Raw genomic sequence first — 19,682 nt, 5'->3', positions numbered from 1 at the left:
TTTAGGTATTTATTGATAATCAGATTTTGGATTATCGTAATAGAAATATAAAAAAGTCCTGCAATTGCAGGACTTTTTGTCTTATATCTAAATATTCTAATTATTAACTAATCTAGTTACGCGTCCAACACGATAAAATATGGTCGTTTACCATACCCGTTGCCTGCATGTGCGCATAGAGTGTAGTAGAGCCTATAAACTTAAACCCTCGCTTTTTCATATCCTTACTAATCTTATCCGATAGTGGCGTAGTTGCAGGTACATCGCTAAGGCGTTCAAAATTGTTAATTATAGGTTTACCGTTGGTAAAAGCCCAAAAATAGTCCGAAAAGCTACCAAACTCTTCTTGTATCTTCATAAAAGCCTGTGCATTACTTATAGCCGATTTTACTTTTAACGTATTGCGTATTATACCCGTATCCTGCATTAGCGCATCTATTTTGTTTTGATTGTACAGTGCTATTTTTTTGTAGTCGAACCCGTCAAACGCCTTCTTAAAGCTCTCACGCTTAACCAATATAGTATACCAGCTAAGCCCCGCTTGAAAAGTTTCCAGCAATAAAAACTCAAATAGCGTAGCATCATCGTAAACAGGCTTACCCCATTCCTCGTCATGGTATTTTTTATACAACTCGCTACTTTCGCACCAACCGCAACGTCTTTTATCGTCCATAATTACACCTTTTTATTTTTATATAGTTATCAATAATATAGTATGCAAGGTAAATTACAGGCGCAAGTAACACAGCAATAACCAGCTTTATAACATAACCTGTTATGCCCAATTACTAATAAACACAGGTGTATCCATAACACCTGTAAGCTAAAAGGCAATTCCCAGCACCACAAAACTATCAAAAAATTGCAATATAATTATGGATTCTGCGATACGAAGCCAAATCATTTTTTTACCTATTCTCTTTTTAAAAAAGCGGCAATACTCCAGTAGCTTTGCCGAAATATTCATTACTAAACTTAGTAGTAATAAAAACCCCCAAGCCTTAGGCTTGGGGGTTGAAAATATAGTTGTTGTTTGCTTTTAATTAAGCAAGTGCAGCTCTTTTAAATCCTGTAACGGTTAAGTTAGCATCTACAGATTGTACATACTTACTAACGCTCATTTTGCTATCTTTAATGTAATCTTGGTTAACCAGTGTGTTATCCTTAAAGAAACGACCTAATTTACCTTTAGCAATATTATCTAACATAGCCTCTGGCTTGCCTTCCTGACGAAGTTGGTCTTTAGCAATTTCGATTTCTTTCTCAATAGTTGCAGCATCAACACCATCTTCATTAAGTGCAATAGGGTTCATTGCAGCAACCTGCATTGCTACATTTTTGGCAGCCTCCTCAGCACCGTTTACGTTAGCAGATAGTGCTACTAAAGTAGCAATTCGGTTACCTGCGTGTATGTATGAGTTTACGTAAGCACCATCAAGTTTTTCAAAAGCACCTATTTCTATTTTCTCACCAATTACACCTGTTTGTTCTATAAGTTTCTCGCTTACAGCTAAACCTTTAAAGTCAGCAGCAAGGAACTCCTCTTTAGTACTGTAGTTTAATGCAAGGTTTGCAAGATCTGTAGCTAATGTTACAAAAGTTTCGTTTTTTGCAACAAAGTCAGTCTCACAGTTTAGAGATACTACTACACCCGATGTGTTGTCGCTGTTTACAACAGCAATAACAGCACCTTCAGTCGATTCTCTATCTGCTCTGTTAGCCGCTACTTTCTGACCTTTTTTACGAAGGTTCTCAATAGCTTTATCAAAATCCCCATCAGCTTCTACCAAAGCTTTTTTGCAGTCCATCATACCTGCACCTGTGGTTTTTCTTAATTTATTTACGTCTGCAGCAGTAATATTTGCCATTTTCGAAAAGAGTTTAGTTGTTAAATTATAAAAGTCGTTATGCTAATTTATGGCTACAAAAGTAAACATATACCAGCACAACGACTTTATTGTAATGTTATTATTTATTTTCCTCAGTAGTAGCCGTTGTAGCTTCTGCTGCTGGTGCAGCAGCCTCTTTTTCGGGCTTGTTCTCTTGTGGTTCCTCTTTTTCAGATTTTCTTTCAGAGTGTCCTTCTACAATAGCACCAGTTACTAAAGACAATATTTTGTCGATTGATTTAGAAGCATCATCATTTGATGGTATTACATAGTTAACCTGACGTGGGTCAGAGTTAGTATCTACCATTGCAAAAACTGGAATGTTTAATTTGTGAGCTTCTTTTACTGCGATGTGTTCTGCCTTAATATCTACTACAAATAACGCTGCTGGTAGCCTCGTCATGTCAGATATAGATCCAAGGTTTTTTTCAAGCTTTGCACGTAAACGGTCAACTTGTAAACGCTCTTTTTTAGAAAGAGTCATAAATGTACCGTCTTTCTTCATTCTATCAATAGCAGCCATTTTTTTAACTGCTTTACGGATAGTAACAAAGTTAGTAAGCATACCACCTGGCCATCTCTCTGTGATGTACGGCATGTTGGCAGCTTTTGCTTTTTCGGCAACAATATCTTTTGCTTGCTTTTTAGTAGCAACAAATAATACTTTTCTGCCCGATGCAGCTATTTTTTTAAGGGCTTCGTTAGCCTCTTCAATTTTAGCTGCAGTTTTATATAGGTTAATAATGTGTATTCCATTACGCTCCATATATATGTAAGGAGCCATGTTCGGATCCCATTTTCTGGTCATGTGTCCAAAGTGTACACCTGCTTCCAGTAAGTCTTTAACTTCTACTGTGTTTGCCATTTTTGTAATAGTTTACGTTCTGTTGAGTAAGCAATGTTCAGGTGGCGGTTTTTCCGGCCCTGCTCATTTAGATGCTAAACTAACCCCTCGCCTCGGCGGGGCAACAACAACATGTTTTTTTAATTCAAATAATAATTTACGATGCCACCCTAAGATGATACTTGGGCAGCCAATAAGGATATTAACGTTTAGAGAACTGGAATTTCTTACGTGCTTTCTTCTGTCCGAATTTCTTACGCTCTACCATTCTTGGGTCTCTCGTTAATAAACCTTCTGGTTTAAGGATGCTTCTGTTTTCAGCATCTACTTCACACATAGCTCTTGCAATAGCCATTCTTACAGCTTCTGCTTGCCCTGTTGATCCTCCTCCGTACACATTAATTTTTACATCAAAGTTCTCAGCATTATCAGTTAATGTTAATGCCTGTTTTACTTTGTACTGTAAAGTAGGTGTTGGGAAATAGGTTTCAAATTCTTTTTTGTTTACCGTGATTTTACCTGTACCTTCAGAAAGGTAAATACGGGCAACAGCGGTTTTTCTTCTTCCAATTTTGTGGATGGTTGCCATTACTTCAAGTCGTTTAAGTTAACGGTTTTAGGCTTCTGAGCATCATGCTTGTGCTCTGCGCCTACGTATACATTTAGATTACGGAATAGCTCTGCACCTAATTTGTTTTTAGGGAGCATTCCTTTTACAGCTTTTTCTACTAAAATTGCAGGGTTTTTAGCCTGTACAACTTTTGCAGTTAAAGTTCTTTGTCCTCCTGGGTAACCTGTGTGGCGGATGTATGTTTTTTCCTCCAGTTTGTTACCAGTAAGGTTGATTTTTTCTGCGTTGATAACGATTACGTTGTCTCCACAGTCCACGTGCGGTGTAAAATTTGGTTTGTATTTACCTCTTAAAAGCATCGCAACTTTAGAAGCAAAACGGCCCAAATTATGACCCTCAGCATCAACAACAACCCATTCTTTCTGAACGGTCTCTTTGTTTGCTGAAACTGTTTTGTAGCTTAATGTGTTCACAATAAATAATTTTAATTAAACATTCCGTCCCCAATAAAGGGGATGCAAAAGTACAATTAAATATTAGAATTTCAAACGGGTGTAAAAAATATTCTTTTCCGTGTAACTTTATGGGTTTGAGTATACTTGAATATTTTACAAATATAAGTATTGCAAGAACTTTTAAGTTAGTTTTTTCGGGACGATTTAACTTACAATACTTATATTTGAGTAAACTATAAAATTATTCTATTAAAAGGCTATTATTGATAACAGCACTACGTATGTTTTCCATTATAATAGAATAAAAGTGCGAAACGTGTGAGAGTAAAGATTTCGCAATTTTGAGTACTGTATTATCAGGTAAGGAATTTGAACTAAAAACTTTTGATAAAGAGGATTTTAGATTGTTTATTCATGCACATCAACATCAAGTTCTGGGGCTAATTTTTTTATTCGGTCAAACAAGTCTCATAAATACATCACTAATAATTTGTAATTATGAAAACGGCAATATTTTTATTTATGGTAGTGGCACTGTTAGGATGTAAAGCCGAACATAGTTCCGAAGGCAACCATGATTTAATTGGCGTATATAAAAGTAAAAAGCCAAATAAATTTAATGTTGCTATAGGAAGAGTAACTGGTGTTAGTTATGGTGTTGGAAATAAAATGATTCTTAATAAAGATTCTACTTTCGTTTACGAAACTTGCGCTATGGTAATTAGTGGTAAATGGAGCACAGAAAATGATACGCTGTTAATGTATTATGATAAAAAAAGGTTTAAGGTGGAGGAATTAAATACTGACCCAGAGTACATAAAGTTTATAAAAGTGTATCCAGAACCGCATAAAATTCAGATTAAAGGGGCGCGTTTAATAAAGAAAAGTAGTGATATTAACGGCGATGTGCATATTTCGGAATTAATAAAGCAAGAAGAATAATTAGGTATAGTTCTGCTTTTTATTAAATCAAACATGCATACTATGTTACTAATAATTAATAACAAGTTTTATAGTACTTTATTTATTACTTATTGTCAGTTATTTTGTCTATTTAAACATTAATATTTAAATTCTTCTTCTTCACCATAAAGAAATATTTGGTAGTATAAGTAATAACGAAGCAATACCTTTTTAATAATTTATGTTAGCCGAAAACGGTGCGTTGCTATCTTGTGCGTGTAATATCCTTTTTATATAAAAATTATAAAAAATGAAAGACCTTCGGAGGAAGGTCTTTCAATACTCAACATAAAAAAACTAACTCAACTAACTTTACTTTTTTATTAGCTTGATAGTGCTTACACGGTTGGCATCGTCTGTAATTTTTACAAAATACATTCCGTTGCTAAGTCCCTCTACATTAAATGCTGTATTGGCTGCTGTTCCGTTATATGTTTTTACAAGTTGCCCAGTAAGTGTATATACTGTTACTTGTTGGGTTGGTGTATTAATGCTAAAGCTGTTTGTTGCAGGGTTGGGGTAAAGTGCCACTTTTGTTGTAGCCTCAAAACCTTCTGCGTTAAGCAAAGCAGGTTGGTTACCGTATATTTTAAATTCACCAGGTTGTAGTGTTACGTTTTCTACGGTGCCACTTATTACGGCATCGCTATCTAGTAAATCATACCAATCATCAGTAGTTGGAAAAAATGTGTTTACCGTTTGTGCCGTAACATCAAAATTAGCAACTACTATAACACTACTAAGGTCTCCAGCTGGTAGGCTTTCGTTCCAAATATCAATTCGAGGTGTAAGGTCGCCCGAGTCGATAGTAAAAGTGTTGGTATGGAATACAGGTCGGGTACGTCTTAATTTTATAATATCTGCCCAAGCATTGTATATTCCCATACGGTTGGCGTCGGCTGTGTAACCCAGTTCAAATGGTATTGGTTTTGGGTCGGTACGGCATCCCTCTGTTATAGTACCGTTTTCGCAATAGTTAATACTGTATTCGTACCCTAGTTCGCCAAACTGCCATAGCATTTTTGGTCCAGGTATAGTAAATACTACAGCACCTATGGCTTTCATTCGTTCTAAAGCAGTAGCTTCGTCGGTTACATCGTACCCGCCATCGCTATTACCAAAGGCAAGATTTTTATACATTAGTCGTTCCTCATCATGACTTTCGGCATACCCTATAAGTCGTGGTTGTTGGAAACCTCTGTTTTCAAAATCCATAGTGTTAAAGTTGCTGTTTTCGGCATACCCCATAGAGTTTTGGTTGTAAGGCTCTGTAAATTTACCCCAAAGCATAATACCCTTGCCCTCGTCTATACGGTAGTTTGCCCATTCTACTTCTTCTTGTGCAGAACCCCCAAAGCCTAGGTGTTCGAATATTACATAAAAATCAGGATCTATAGCCCATTGTATATCGGCATACTCCATCAAAATATTAACCCTGTCGGCATGGTAGGCGTTTGTACAACTATCGTTATTACCTGTACACTCTTGTGTAAATCCTTTGGTTAAGTCCCAACGGAAACCATCTATTTTAAACTCATTCATCCAGTGCTCAATAGTACGCTCTACGTAGTATTGTGTTAGTTCTGATTGATGATTTAAATCGGTACCCACACTGTACGAGTGTGTTGCTGTGATGTTGCAATATGGATTTTCTGCTGTAGTGTTACCAAAACCATCGCCATCAGGATCATTTACCCACATACGTGCTAATGGCGACCGACCGTATACGTGGTTAAGCGCAACATCTAATATTACTGCTATACCGTTTTGGTGGCAAATGTCGATAAATTGCTTCATCGATTCTGCTGTACCATACGCTTTATCCAGAGCCATATGGTAGGCAGTATTGTAACCCCACGAGATGTTGCCTTCAAACTCCATTACAGGCATAAGCTGTATGGCGTTTATGTTTAAATCTCTCAAATATCCGAACTGGCTTATAAGCGACGTCCATGTTTTTTGCTCGTTAAAATCACGAATTAATAGCTCATATATGATAAGATCCTCTTTTTCTGGTTTTTCAAAATCAGTAACCTGCCAGTTGTAAGGTACTTGCGCTGTTTGAATTACTGATGTTTCGAACGACTGCCCTGCTGGGTATTCGGGTAGGTTAGGGTAGGTAGAGGCTGCTATGTACTGATCGTCAAATGACGATAGTACTAATGTAGAGAACGGGTCGGCTGTTTTAACCATTGCTGGCGAGTTTGCCAATGGTGTTTCATCTACCACCCAGTATTGGAACGAGTTTACTTCGCCAGGTGTAAGCCCAGTAATTTCTAACCAGAATTTACCTGTAGCGTTATCTTTTTTCATGGCGTATGCCGATGTTGGCTGCCAGTTATTAAAGCTACCAGCAACGTAAACAAAATCTTTACCAGGTGCGTTTAGCACTAATGTTGCTTTTGTATCGTCGGCATCATTATAATTAATACCATCGCGCACGCCCATAGGCATTGCTTGTGTAACGGTGTTTGGGTTTACTACTACCGAGAAGTTTTTTGTAATGGTATTACCACCTTGCATTACTACTAAGGCATAGTTTTGGTTTTCGGTAATATTGGTAGCATTGTACGAGAAGCTAGTAACATTATTACTGGTAATAATGGTAGCTCCGTTAGATTGTAGGGTATAGTTTGCATTACCACCTGTGTTTTCGGCAGTTATGTTTAACGACCCTCCAGCGCTTAATAGCGTAGTGCTATCCTCGTCTGGTGCGGTTAGGTTTACCTGAAAGGCACCGATATCGGTAAATAAATCTTCTGATTGTGGTGAACCTGATGCGGCTCTGAAAACTACCGATATTTCTGTAATTGTACTTGTGGTAGGGATACCGTAAAAGGTGTATAAATCGGGTGTTATTTCAAACTGGTATGTAGTACCCGATACTAATGTTAGTGCGGGTTGCACATCGTTATCGCCCCAAGTACCTATAACGCCTTGCCATTGTTCGCCATCTACAGTAACGCCTGTGTGGGCGTATATGGTGCCATTATAACTCTCTAGGGGTGTACCCGCTTTATCAAAAAACACGGTAACTGGTCCTGTAGCCAATGCAGGTGTGGGCGAAGTAGTAATCTGCGCGAAGCCTACACAGCTTAGTAGTAAAAATAGAGCAGTAAATTTTTTCATAGTAATTAGAATAAGAAAGAGCCGACTATACAGTTGGCTCTTGTTAATTATGGGGTTATATGCCTGTTAAGGTTACAGCACCATCAAAGTCAATAACCAACTCGATAGTAGCTTCTCCTGCTGTAACGGCTATGTCGCCCGCGTTAGTATTGTATGCAAAAGGATCATCGGCACCTACTTGGAATGCCCACTCGTTTCCTGATATAAAATCGCCTGTGTTTTTAGAGCGTAATTTCATATTCTCAGTAGTAAGCGTTTCAGTAATACTAAATTTGTTTTCAGCAAAGTCGTACGTCATTGGTGTTTCGCCATCCCAACCTCCTGGAGTTGCAGCACCAATTATACCCCAGTTCATTTTAATAGATTTGTACTCTAGGTTGTCAATATCTACCCATACGTAGTATAAGCCATCGCCATCAGTTTCAGCAACTTTTATATCGCCACTACCGCCATCGTTTTGTAGGTTACCGTTTTGTGCACCATCTATAGTACCGTAGTTTCCGTTATCCCAAGTACCTTGCTCACCAATAAATTTAAAACTTTGGTTTGCACCAACTTTTACGTAGGCTTCAAATAACATAGTAGTACCGTCGCCAATGTAACGCATTGGTATTGCAGTAGTGTTATCCCACTCTGAAAGACCGTAATTGGCTTGCGCAGAACCTACTAAAAATAACATCGGATCTTCGGGCTCTATAACTACATCTTCGTCGGGGAATATAATGTTAAATGTAATAGTATTAGATGTTTCTGGTAAATCGCCATTGTCGCCAATAGTTGCCGTAACTCTTGCTTGTATCATTACAGCCTCTGTTTCTTCAGGAAGTCCTAAACCATCAGGGCTTGCATTTAGTAAGTACCCGCTTAGTTGCTCGCCTGTTAAGGCTAAAAAGCGGTTATTTGTTGTAGCTATTTTAAGTGGCTCAGCAAATTCTGTTCCTGCAATGGCTATTTCAATGCTATAATCTACAGCTGTTTCTACGCTGTATCTGCCATGATCCCATACCATTGTAATTGCAACAGCATCGTTGGCATTTGGGTTTAGTATTATTTCAGCACCGTCCTGTGGTGCGTTTAGTACAGGTGCGCCTGTTGGTTCAACAAGTATCTTGTTATCATCAGTACTACACGACATTATTGATAGGAACAATAATGATAGAATTGATAGATTAAATATTTTTTTCATTTTTTGAGTTTTAAAGTTAGTAACCAGGGTTTTGCGTTAAGTTAAGGTTCGCCTCTAGTGCTGTTTGTGGTATTGGGAATACGTTGTACGTTGCAGGTATAGCTGTACCACTTGCTAAATTACCTTTCCAAGGCCATACGTAGGTACTACCTGTAAAACGCCCAAAACGTATAAGGTCTGTTCTTCGGTGCCCTTCAAGGTTAAGTTCTCTTGCTCTTTCATCAATAATAAAATCAAGCGTAAGCTCTCCTGCTGTTATTGCTGTTGCGTTGGATCGTGTTCGTATTGCGTTAACATAGTCTAACGCCTGCGATTGCGATCCTCCCGCTCCACGTAACACGCACTCTGCATACATAAGGTGTGCATCGGCCAATCGGAATAATGGGAAATCTGTAGGAGAAAACTCTGTAGCAGTAGATGTACTTGAGAAAGATGTGTTTCTGAATTTTGTTGATGGGTAGCCATCTTCCCATGTCCTATAATCTGCCATTTCAAAATTATGTCCTTCCGTCCAAAATAGTCCTGCTCTAACATCTGTAGCTGTTTCAAGGTCGCCAAATAGTCCGTACCATGCTTTTGTAGCACGGTGTCCAGTCCATCCACCCGTTGCGCCAAAATCAACTATTGGCATCGTTTCTGTGCTTAATGAGCCGTTAACAATGTAGGTAGTGTTACCATAACTCTGGCTAACAACAGGGTCTGCAATTAGCGGGAAAATAATCTCGGTAGAGGTATTGTTATCGGCAGAGAAATTACTTACAAAATTATTCGCTAGTGTATAACCACCTTCGTTTATTACGAGGTTGGTGTAGTTAAGTGCATCACTGTAACGTGCTGTACCTGTGTATACCTCTGCATTAAGGTATAGTTTGGCTAGTAGCATGCGTACTACTGCTTTGTTGGCTCTACCGTAAGTGTTGGTTACAGGCATATCTTGTTCAATATCCAATAGTTCGCTTTCTACGTATTCAAAAAGCTCTAATCGGCTTGCTTCGGGTAATGGGTTGGTGCTACCGTAGTTACTCTCGTTTACTAAAACACCTTTACCAAAGCAGTCTATCATATAGTAGTAGGCTAACGAGCGAATAAAACGCAGCTCGCTAACTATTTGTTCTTCGTTTGCTACATCTACGTTATTTAGTGCTAGTATAATATTGGTTGTTTGCGGTACAACAAAATATACTCTGTCATAAAGGTAACGGAAGAATTTATTGTTACCATTCCAGTCCGACGCTGTAGTTAACTGGTCCAATCCATCATCGCCCCAACGGTTTTTCATACCATCGGCAGTAAACTCTTGCATGTTAATTATACTTCTTAAAAATGCGGTTTCGCCTGGGTCAGGTCCGCTAATATCAGAGCTTCCAGGTCCTGTAGGACCCGACAGTGCAAATGTACCGTACATTTTAGAGAGTAACCCTTCTACAGCATTAGGATCCTGTGCTAAAAGGTTTTCTAACGATAATTCTACTTTCGGCTCCGTGTTGAGGTCGTCAGTACAAGAGGAAAAGAGCAGTACTAACGCGCTTATTCCTAAAATTATCTTTTTATTAAAGTTTTTCATATTCAATTATTTTTTATTAAAAGTCAAGATTTACACCAAAGCTGTAAGTTCTTGGTCGCGGATAGAAGTTTGTATCAATACCATTAAAGTTTTCAGGGTCTTGACCTGAGTATTCTGTAATGATAAAGGCATTATTAACTGTAGCATACAGGCGTAGTGAGGCTGATTTAACGAGCTGATTAAACCTATATCCTATAGTAATATTATCACATCTTAAAAACGCAGCATCTTCTAAATAATAATCTGATAACGGAACAGGGTCTAGTATGGTTTCAATTCTTGGGTCTGCTGCGCCACTATAAAAGTCAAGCACGTTGCTAAGGCTGTTATTGTTATCTGGTAAAGCTCTTTCAAGATTACCACCTACCAAATTAACAGCATTGTATACTTTTCCGTCCAACTGTCCGTGGAAGTTTGCCGAGAAATCTAAGTTTTTGTACGTAATGTTTGTACCAAAACCAAATGTCCAGTTAGGGCGTATTGCTTCAAAGTACCTATCGTCGTCATTAATTATACCATCCTCATTACGGTCTCTAAACGCACCAGGTATAATACGCCCGTCGCTATCGTAAAGTTGCTCGTACACCCATGCTGAGTAGGGTTGCGAACCTACATTGTGGCGTGCTAGCCTTACCCCTGTACTACCTGGTAACGAAGACTCGTCTGCACTAATAGTACTAACGTTGTTAAGGCTTTTTATTTCACCAAAGTTATATGATAAGTTACCTAATACTTCCCAAGAAAAATCAGTAGTGGTTATAGGCCGTAGTGTAAGGTCTATTTCTATACCTCTGTTCTCTAGGCTACCTACGTTTTGCGTAATCTCGTTGGTAAGGTATTGACCTGGCGGTACAAGTGATAGTACTAGCAAGTCGTTAGTTATTCTTCTGTAAACATCCACACTACCTGAAAGTAGGTTTTTGTTGAAGAATGAGAAATCAACACCTAAGTTATAGGTAGTAGTAGTTTCCCATTTTAGGCGGTCGTTAAACGGTTTTGCTCCATAGGTGGCGACACCAGGTAGGTACTGGCTGTTTGGGTCACCAGGTGTAAATAATGCCGTTGAAGGATAATATCCTGCGTTTTTTATTTGTGTTATATCTTGCTGCCCCGTTATTCCGTAACCTAAACGTAGCTTAAGGTTGTTTACGAATGATGCGTTCTGCATAAAACTCTCGTCGGTAATTCTCCATGCAAATGCTGCTGCTGGGAAGTACCCCCAACGCTCGTCTTCTCTAAATAACGAAGATCCATCTGCTCTTAACGTAAATGTAAACAGGTACTTATCGTAAAGGTCGATGTTGGCACGCCCAAAAAACGACTCTAATACCATTTTGTTATAGTAGCGGTTATTTGGGTTTTGCTCGTTTATAAGCTCTTCTCGTAAACCTGTATTAACATTATACTGGTATATGGATTTATAGCCATCGTTTACAAAACTTTGGTACGCATGTCCTGCCTGTGCATCAATACGTGTTATAGGTCCTTCAAGGTTTTTGGTGTACGCTAAATAAGCATCAAATGTTTTGTTGGTAATGTGTTGTGTTTCTCTGTAGTTAACGCCTGGGTTAAATACAATACCTGTGCCCTCAACAAAACGAGAACTTGCTAAAGCATTTGGTCCGAACTCCTCTAGTATGTTAGCACGCGATGCCTCTACACCTACATTTACAATAGCTCTAAGTTCTGGTAGGAAATGCATTTTGTAATCGAACATTGCATTACCTATTAATTTGTTTACCTGCTCAGGTCTTCTTCTGCCATCTAGTAAGTTAACAGGGTTGTACTGTCCGTCCAACAGAGTATTTCCATCTCTAGTAACCGTGTTTTGGTAGTAACCGCCAAAACTACTATTAGGGTCATCAGAAAATACTGGTTTTGTAGGATCCATGTTTAAAGCACCCTCTAAAACCGACTTTTGGTCGATGTTGTTCTTCTCCACCCATAAACCTCTAGCGTTAACATCCACTTTTAAATGGTCGTCCAGGAACATTGGTGTAAATTTTACCGATGCACTATAACGCTCATAATCATCTGTTTTTACAATACCTTCGGTTTTAGTATAGCCTATAGATGCTCTAGCAGGTACTTTACCAAAAAGGTTACCACGCGCGCTAAAGTTATGGTCTGTAAACACAGATGTTCTTAACACCTCATCCTGCCAGTCCGTATCATACAATATTCTTCCCTCTATTTCTGGTGTTGCAGGGTTGTCCACTGCATCCGTAGTAGGATCATCTACACCCAATAAATTGGTAAAACCTGGGTGGTACTCCTGTATAAAACGAGTAAACTCAGAGCCATTCATAACATCAATAACATCGTCGGCTCTGTTAAACCCTACACTACCGTTGTAGTTGAATTGTGGTGCTCCCGAACTTCCTTTTTTGGTAGTAATAATAATTACACCATTAGAAGCACGTGAACCGTATATGGCTGTTGCCGATGCATCTTTTAATATGGTAAACGATTCAATATCTGAAGGATTAACTAAAGATAATGGGTTGTTTACTCCTGCAGGATTAACAAAATCCAACGGCACACCATCAATAACAATAAGAGGGTTATTTTGCGCACTTAATGAGCTACCACCACGTATTCTAATGTTTGGTGCAGCATCAGGCTGTCCGCCATTACTGGTAATTCGTATACCAGGTGCTCTACCCGTAAGCAACTGGTCAGCAGTAGTAATAGCACCTTTGTTAAAATCGTCGGCTTTTACTGTAGTTAACGATCCTGTTGCATCTTTCTTGGTAGTAGTACCATAACCAATAACTACCACCTCTTCTAGTAATGTAGCATCTTCTTGCATTACTACATCTATTGTACTTTGCCCTGTATAATCTATTGTTTGGTTGGCAAAACCTATAAAACTAAATACTATACGGCTACCTTCTGTTACACCAGTAAGGGTATAATTACCATCTATATCGGTACTGGAGCCAGTGGTAGTGCCCTCTATAATTATATTTACTCCAGGAATGGGCTGCCCAGTAGCACTATCACTCACATTACCCGTTACAGTGCTCTGTGCAAGTGCACTTAGCGGCAACATAAGTAATAAAAGTAAAAACTTTTGGTACATTTTTTTCATACAAGTTGTTTAAGTTAATTTTCCTTTTTGTTTTGCTTATAAGTTCACTTCGAATGTTAAAATTATGTAAATTCACCAAACAAAAAAACGTTTTCGTGAGATGCCATCACCGAAAACGTTTTCGTGTTGAAAACTTTTACGCTTTTCGAGAATTTTAGTACTATAATTGCGATAAATAAAAATTAAAACTACCTTTATTTACATATTAACAGTTTACAATTTCATAATGAAGAGGAAAGTAACCCTTAAACAAATTGCAAGAGAATTAGATGTATCTATCTCTACTGTTTCGAAATCGTTGCGTAATAGCCCTGAAATAAGCGAAGATACCCGCCAAAAAGTTCAGGCATTTGCAAAACTCTATAACTACCGCCCTAACAATATTGCTTTAAGCCTTAAAAACAAAAAAACAAAAACCATAGGCATTATAATACCCGAAATTGTACACCACTTTTTTGCTACCGTTATTAGTGGTATAGAGCAGGTAGCTAATGAGAACGGCTATAATGTTATTGTATGTTTATCGGACGAATCGTTTGATAAAGAGGTAATTAATATGGATATGCTTGCTAATGGCAGTATCGATGGTTTCATTATGTCGCTATCCAAAGAAACGCAGTTAAAAAGGGATTTTCACCATATTGAGGAGGTTATTAACCAAGGTATGCCCGTAGTAATGTTTGACCGTGTTACTAACGAGGTATTGTGCGACAAAGTAATTATAGACGACCAACTTGCGGCTTACAGAGCCGTTGAGTTTTTTATAGAAAAACAATTTAAGAAAATTGCTTTAGTTACTACGGTGGATTACGTTAGTGTAGGAAAATTGCGTACCGATGGTTATGCCAACGCACTTACTGACCATGATATGCAGGTTAACGACGATATGATTGTTAAGATAGAGGATATAGAAAACTGTGCCTCTAAAATAGAAAAGTTACTAAAAGAGAAAAAGCCTGATGCTATTTTTGCGGTAAACGAGCTTTTTGCCGTAACCAGTATTAAACTCGCCAATAAAATGGGCATGCGTGTACCCGAAGACATATCGGTAATAGGGTTTACCGATGGTATTATCTCCAAATTTTCTACGCCAAGTATCTCTACCATAAGCCAAAACGGAATAAAAATGGGGGGTAGGGCAGCCAAAATGCTTATAGAACGACTTGAAATGGAAGAAGAAAATGAGCAATATACTACCGAATTGATAGAAACTGACCTTGTACTCAGAGAATCTACGGCAACGTTGTAGTTGCAGTTAAGTTTTTGAAAATCAAAGCTATAAAAAAATAATTCTGGCAGTATTGTCGGGATTTTTTTTGTGGTAAAAAGCTTTCGAGAACAAAAAAACTATATATTTGTCAATATTATCAAAGCTTATAATTTCACTTCGCACCATAAGTTTTGATAAGCCATAACGCGCTTATCGTATTATAAATCATTAAATTACGATAATGGAAAAGCGTAAATTAGGTTTCTGGGAAATCTGGAACATGAGTTTCGGTTTTTTAGGGATACAAATGGGTTTTGCACTGCAAAATGCCAACGCAAGCCGTATACTCCAAATTTTTGGCGCCGATGTACACGAACTTTCGTGGTTTTGGATTATAGCACCCTTAATGGGGCTAATTGTACAACCCATAATAGGGCACTACAGCGATAATACTTGGGGTAAATTTGGTAGGCGAAAGCCGTACTTTCTTGTTGGAGCAGTTTTAGCCTCAGTAGGCTTAGTACTAATGCCGCAAGCCGATATTTTTATTGCCTTTATGCCCGCCTTGTGGGTAGGTGCTGGGATGCTCATGATTATGGATGCATCGTTTAACATTGCCATGGAGCCTTTCCGTGCCTTAGTTGCCGATAATTTACGTACCGACCAACGCACAATGGGCTTTAGTGTACAAACGGCACTAATAGGCTTTGGTGCTGTTATAGGCTCGTGGTTACCCTATGCGCTTACCAACTGGTTTAATATACCCAATACGGCACCCGATGGTACTGTACCGCCCAATCTTATCTGGTCTTTCATAGTAGGAGCAATAATATTAGTAGTTACCATTTTGATTACTGTTTTTACCACTAAAGAGTATTCTCCTGAAGAACTAGATAGTTTTGAGGCTAAGGGCGAAGTAGACGCTAATCCTGTAAAAGAAGCCAAATTATCGGATATTTTTACCGATTTTAAAAAAATGCCCACAACAATGCGTCAGCTCAGTTGGGTACAATTCTTTTCGTGGTTCGGTTTGTTTGGTATGTGGGTATTTACTACCCCAGCATTGGCACACCATTTATACGGTTTACCTATTACTGATACCAAAAGCCAAACGTACCAAGATGCTGGCGATTGGGTAGGCGTACTCTTTGGCGTATACAATTTAGTATCGGCATTATTTGCGTTCTGTTTGCCTTACATTGCGTTTAAAATAGGCAGAAAGTTAACCCATTCCATATCGCTTATAATAGGTGGGGTAAGCCTTATCTCGCTTTATTTTGTACCCGATGAAAATTGGGCTATACTATCCATGATAGGTGTAGGCGTTGCTTGGGCAAGTATATTGGCTATGCCTTATGCCATACTTGCAGGCTCCATAGCACCCCGTAAAATGGGTGTGTATATGGGTATCTTCAATTTCTTTATCGTAATTCCACAAATAATTAATGCACTTATTGGCGGTCCTATTGTAAAATACTTTTACAGTGGTAATGCCATATATGCTATAGTTACCAGTGGTATAAGTTTTATAATAGCTGCACTACTTGTGGTAAAAGTTAAAGATGTAGACGACCTTAAATCCAAGTCAGAAATTCTATAATTAAAAAATGAAAAAGAAAGCATTCATATTCGATCTTGATGGTGTAATAGTCGATACAGCCAAGTATCACTTTTTGGCATGGCAAAAAATCGCAGCACAATTAGGAATCAACTTCACACACGAACATAACGAGCAACTCAAAGGCGTGAGCCGAATCCGTTCGCTTGATATCATACTTGCATTAGGCAATGTAACCATCACACAACAAGAGAAAGACAACTTACTACAACAAAAAAACGAGGACTACCTTGCTTACATCCAAAAAATGGACGAGAGCGAAATACTAGCAGGTGTATTACCTGCTCTACAATACCTAAAACAAAACAACCAACCTATAGCATTAGGCTCGGCAAGTAAAAATGCCCGACCCATACTGGAAAAAGTAAACCTACTGGATTATTTTGATGCTATTGTAGATGGTAACGATGTTACCAATGCAAAACCCGACCCCGAAGTTTTTGTACAAGCAGCAAAAAAACTAAACATGCCTACGGAGGGTGCTATAGTGTTTGAAGACTCGGTAGCAGGCGTACAGGCAGCAAATGTTGCCCAAATGGTAAGTGTGGGTATTGGCAGTAAAGCCGTACTGCACGAAGCCCATTATAATTTTGACGATTTTAAAGTAATAAACACCACATTTTTAGAAAACTTAGTAAATAAATAAGATGAACCAGGATTATATAGTACCAGATAATTGGTCCATAATAGAAGAAGGATTTGATGTAGAAAGGGTAAAATCCTCCGAAAGTTTATTCAGCATAGGTAATGGTGCTATGGGGCAGCGTGCTAATTTTGAAGAGGACTACTCAGCAGATACCTTTCAGGGGAGCTACATTGCAGGTATTTACTACCCCGATAAAACCAAAGTAGGCTGGTGGAAAAACGGTTATCCAGAATATTTTGCAAAAGTACTTAATGCACCCAACTGGATAGGTATAGGCATTACCGTAAACGGAGAAAACCTCGACCTTAACCGATGCAAAGAAGTAAACCATTTTAGGCGAGAACTTAACATGAAAGAAGGGTGGTACAACCGTTCTTTCGAAGCCGTATTGCAAAATGGTACAGCCATAGCCGTAAACGTTACCCGATTCCTATCGTTAGTAGATGATGAACTGGGAACAATTAAATACGAAATAACCCCATTAAAAGGGGCAGCACAAATAACATTCAATCCCTATATAGATGCAGGAGTTACCAATGAGGATACCAACTGGGAAGAAAAATTTTGGCAACCCGTAAACGTACAACACAGTGGTAACGCTGCCTATGTAACAGCTCGTACCCACAAAACCCATTTTGATGTAGCCACCTACATGCACAACAGCATACAACTATCGGGTAACACCCTGCACATTAGTCCAACAACTGTAAATGCAGGTACCGACAAAGTACAGTTTATGTACGATGTAGAGGCAGCACAAGGGCAAACCGCTACTATAATTAAACTAGGGGGGTACACTGTATCGTTAAACCACGATGCCAATAATTTAGTTGATGCCGCCAAAGAGGTAATTAACACTGCACACGCCAAAGGCTACGCTGCATTACTAAACGAACAACGCGAAGCATGGGCAAAAATTTGGGAAATGGCAGATATTACTATTGATGGCGATGTAAAAGCACAGCAAGGTATCCGCTTTAATATTTTCCAACTTAACCAAACCTATTTGGGTAAAGACCCAAGGTTAAATATAGGACCTAAAGGTTTTACTGGCGAAAAATATGGTGGTAGTACCTATTGGGATACTGAGGCATACTGCATACCATTTTACATGGCAACCAAAGACCAACAAGTAGCCCGTAACCTACTTACCTACCGTTACGAACACCTAGAAAAAGCCATAGAAAATGCGCAAAAACTAGGGTTTACCAACGGAGCAGCACTCTACCCTATGGTAACCATGAATGGCGAAGAGTGCCATAACGAATGGGAAATTACCTTTGAGGAAATCCACCGTAATGGTGCCATAGCATTTGCCATTTACAACTACCACCGTTTTACAGGCAATTACAGTTACATCCCCGAAAAGGGGCTAGAAGTACTTATTGGCATAGCCCGTTTTTGGCAACAAAGAGCCAATTTATCGTCCGATAAAAACCAATACATGATATTGGGGGTTACAGGACCCAACGAGTACGAAAATAACATAAACAATAACTTTTATACCAACTATATAGCCAAGTGGTGTATAGAGTATACTATAGCGCAAATAGCAAAAGTAAAAACGGATTACACAGCCGATTACAACCGTATTATGGCTAAAGTAAACCTTAATGATGCCGAATTGCAACAATGGGAAAAAGTAGCGAGCAACATGTACTTCCCATACTCCGAAAAGCACGGGGTGTACTTACAACAAGACGGCTTTTTAGATAAAGAGTTAATACCCGTAAGTGAGCTAGACCGTAGCCAACGCCCTATAAACCAAAAATGGAGTTGGGATAAAATACTGCGTTCGCCTTACATTAAGCAAGCCGATGTGTTGCAGGGATTCTACTTTTTTGAAGACCATTTTACCAAAGAACAACTCGAAAAACATTTCGATTTTTATGAGCCCCTAACAGTGCACGAATCGTCGCTATCGCCATGTGTACACTCCATACAAGCAGCAGTATTGGGCAGAATGGAGCAGGCATATACTTTTTATTTAAGAACATCGCGTCTTGACCTTGACGATTATAATAAAGAGGTTGAAGAAGGTTTACACATTACGAGTATGGCAGGTACTTGGATGAGCATTGTAGAAGGTTTTGGTGGTATGCGTGTTAAAGACGATACCTTACATTTTGAGCCGAAAATACCAAAACAATGGGAAGGTTATTCTTTTAAAATAAATTTCAGAAATCAAATATTAAAAGTAGCTGTACATGCAGCAGCCACCAAATTTACGCTAGAAGGCGATAAGGAACTGACCGTTTTTGTAAATGGAAAACCAGTACGGGTAGAACCTAACGCATTGGTAACAGTCTAATTTTTTAACCTGCAAGGTCTGCAAGACCTTGTAGGTTTTTTTATTTACGTAGCAAGTATAGCAAAATAAGAGTCCAAAAGCTCTTGCGGTCTTTTTATTTAAGTAAGCACTGTAAGATAAAAGTATTTTATCATCAATGCTATGCCTACAAGGTCTTGGAGACCTTGCAGGGTTTTTATTTACGAAGTAAGCACTATAAGGT

14 protein-coding genes are annotated in these 19,682 nt (G+C 38.7%); 5 read left to right on the top strand and 9 right to left on the bottom strand.

Annotation, left to right across the window (positions count from 1 at the left end; translation table 11 throughout):
• Positions 1–112: 112 nt before the first annotated feature.
• From K1I41_RS02010 to rplM, 5 genes are all read right to left on the bottom strand, one after another.
• Positions 113–673, bottom strand: coding sequence for a DNA-3-methyladenine glycosylase I (locus K1I41_RS02010; protein WP_220641017.1), 561 nt, complete (start codon positions 671–673; stop codon positions 113–115).
• 370 nt (positions 674–1,043) lie between these two features.
• Positions 1,044–1,868, bottom strand: coding sequence for a translation elongation factor Ts (gene tsf, locus K1I41_RS02005; protein ID WP_220641016.1), 825 nt, complete (start codon positions 1,866–1,868; stop codon positions 1,044–1,046).
• 100 nt (positions 1,869–1,968) lie between these two features.
• Entirely contained in the window at positions 1,969–2,754 is a 786-nt protein-coding gene (rpsB, locus tag K1I41_RS02000; RefSeq protein ID WP_220641015.1) for a 30S ribosomal protein S2, read from the bottom strand.
• Positions 2,755–2,935: 181 nt separating this feature from the next.
• Complete coding sequence (gene rpsI, locus K1I41_RS01995) at positions 2,936–3,322, bottom strand: 30S ribosomal protein S9 (RefSeq protein WP_220641014.1); 387 nt, start codon at positions 3,320–3,322, stop codon at positions 2,936–2,938.
• Complete coding sequence (gene rplM / locus K1I41_RS01990; protein ID WP_220641013.1) at positions 3,322–3,777, bottom strand: 50S ribosomal protein L13; 456 nt, start codon at positions 3,775–3,777, stop codon at positions 3,322–3,324. Before rplM ends, rpsI begins: the two co-directional genes overlap by 1 nt.
• A gap of 480 nt (positions 3,778–4,257) precedes the next feature.
• Here rplM and K1I41_RS01985 point away from each other — a divergent pair, with 480 nt between their 5' ends.
• Positions 4,258–4,701 (top strand): hypothetical protein, encoded by a 444-nt coding sequence (locus K1I41_RS01985; RefSeq protein ID WP_220641012.1) that lies wholly within the window; start codon positions 4,258–4,260, stop codon positions 4,699–4,701.
• Positions 4,702–5,034: 333 nt separating this feature from the next.
• On the opposite strand, the gene K1I41_RS01980 is transcribed toward K1I41_RS01985, so the two are convergent.
• From K1I41_RS01980 to K1I41_RS01965, 4 genes are read right to left on the bottom strand one after another with little or no spacing between them, the layout of a single operon-like run.
• Complete coding sequence (locus tag K1I41_RS01980) at positions 5,035–7,851, bottom strand: alpha-amylase family glycosyl hydrolase (protein ID WP_220641011.1); 2,817 nt, start codon at positions 7,849–7,851, stop codon at positions 5,035–5,037.
• Positions 7,852–7,906: 55 nt separating this feature from the next.
• Positions 7,907–9,037 carry a SusE domain-containing protein gene (locus K1I41_RS01975; RefSeq protein WP_220641010.1) on the bottom strand — a complete coding sequence of 377 codons (1,131 nt, stop codon included), beginning with the start codon at positions 9,035–9,037 and terminating at the stop codon, positions 7,907–7,909.
• Positions 9,038–9,053: 16 nt separating this feature from the next.
• The gene (locus tag K1I41_RS01970) at positions 9,054–10,601 is read right to left on the bottom strand and encodes a RagB/SusD family nutrient uptake outer membrane protein (RefSeq protein WP_220641009.1); all 1,548 of its coding nucleotides are present in this window, start codon (positions 10,599–10,601) and stop codon (positions 9,054–9,056) included.
• 16 nt (positions 10,602–10,617) lie between these two features.
• Complete coding sequence (locus K1I41_RS01965; protein WP_220641008.1) at positions 10,618–13,695, bottom strand: SusC/RagA family TonB-linked outer membrane protein; 3,078 nt, start codon at positions 13,693–13,695, stop codon at positions 10,618–10,620.
• A 226-nt stretch (positions 13,696–13,921) separates the two neighbouring features.
• On the opposite strand from K1I41_RS01965, the gene K1I41_RS01960 reads away from it, so the two are divergent.
• The 4 genes from K1I41_RS01960 (at position 13,922) to mdxK (ending at position 19,480) form a co-directional block, all read left to right on the top strand.
• Entirely contained in the window at positions 13,922–14,944 is a 1,023-nt protein-coding gene (locus K1I41_RS01960; RefSeq protein WP_220641007.1) for a LacI family DNA-binding transcriptional regulator, read from the top strand.
• A gap of 202 nt (positions 14,945–15,146) precedes the next feature.
• Positions 15,147–16,505, top strand: coding sequence for an MFS transporter (locus tag K1I41_RS01955; RefSeq protein ID WP_220641006.1), 1,359 nt, complete (start codon positions 15,147–15,149; stop codon positions 16,503–16,505).
• Positions 16,506–16,512: 7 nt separating this feature from the next.
• Positions 16,513–17,169 carry a beta-phosphoglucomutase gene (gene pgmB / locus K1I41_RS01950; RefSeq protein ID WP_220641005.1) on the top strand — a complete coding sequence of 219 codons (657 nt, stop codon included), beginning with the start codon at positions 16,513–16,515 and terminating at the stop codon, positions 17,167–17,169.
• 1 nt (position 17,170) lies between these two features.
• Positions 17,171–19,480, top strand: coding sequence for a maltose phosphorylase MdxK (gene mdxK / locus K1I41_RS01945; RefSeq protein WP_220641004.1), 2,310 nt, complete (start codon positions 17,171–17,173; stop codon positions 19,478–19,480).
• Positions 19,481–19,682 lie beyond the last annotated feature (202 nt).

It is taken from the genome of Flavobacterium litorale, from assembly GCF_019613795.1.
GTDB lineage: Bacteria > Bacteroidota > Bacteroidia > Flavobacteriales > Flavobacteriaceae > Flavobacterium > Flavobacterium litorale.
The sequence above is the reverse complement of the archived record's forward strand: the minus strand, read 5'-3'. Positions and strand labels throughout refer to the sequence as shown.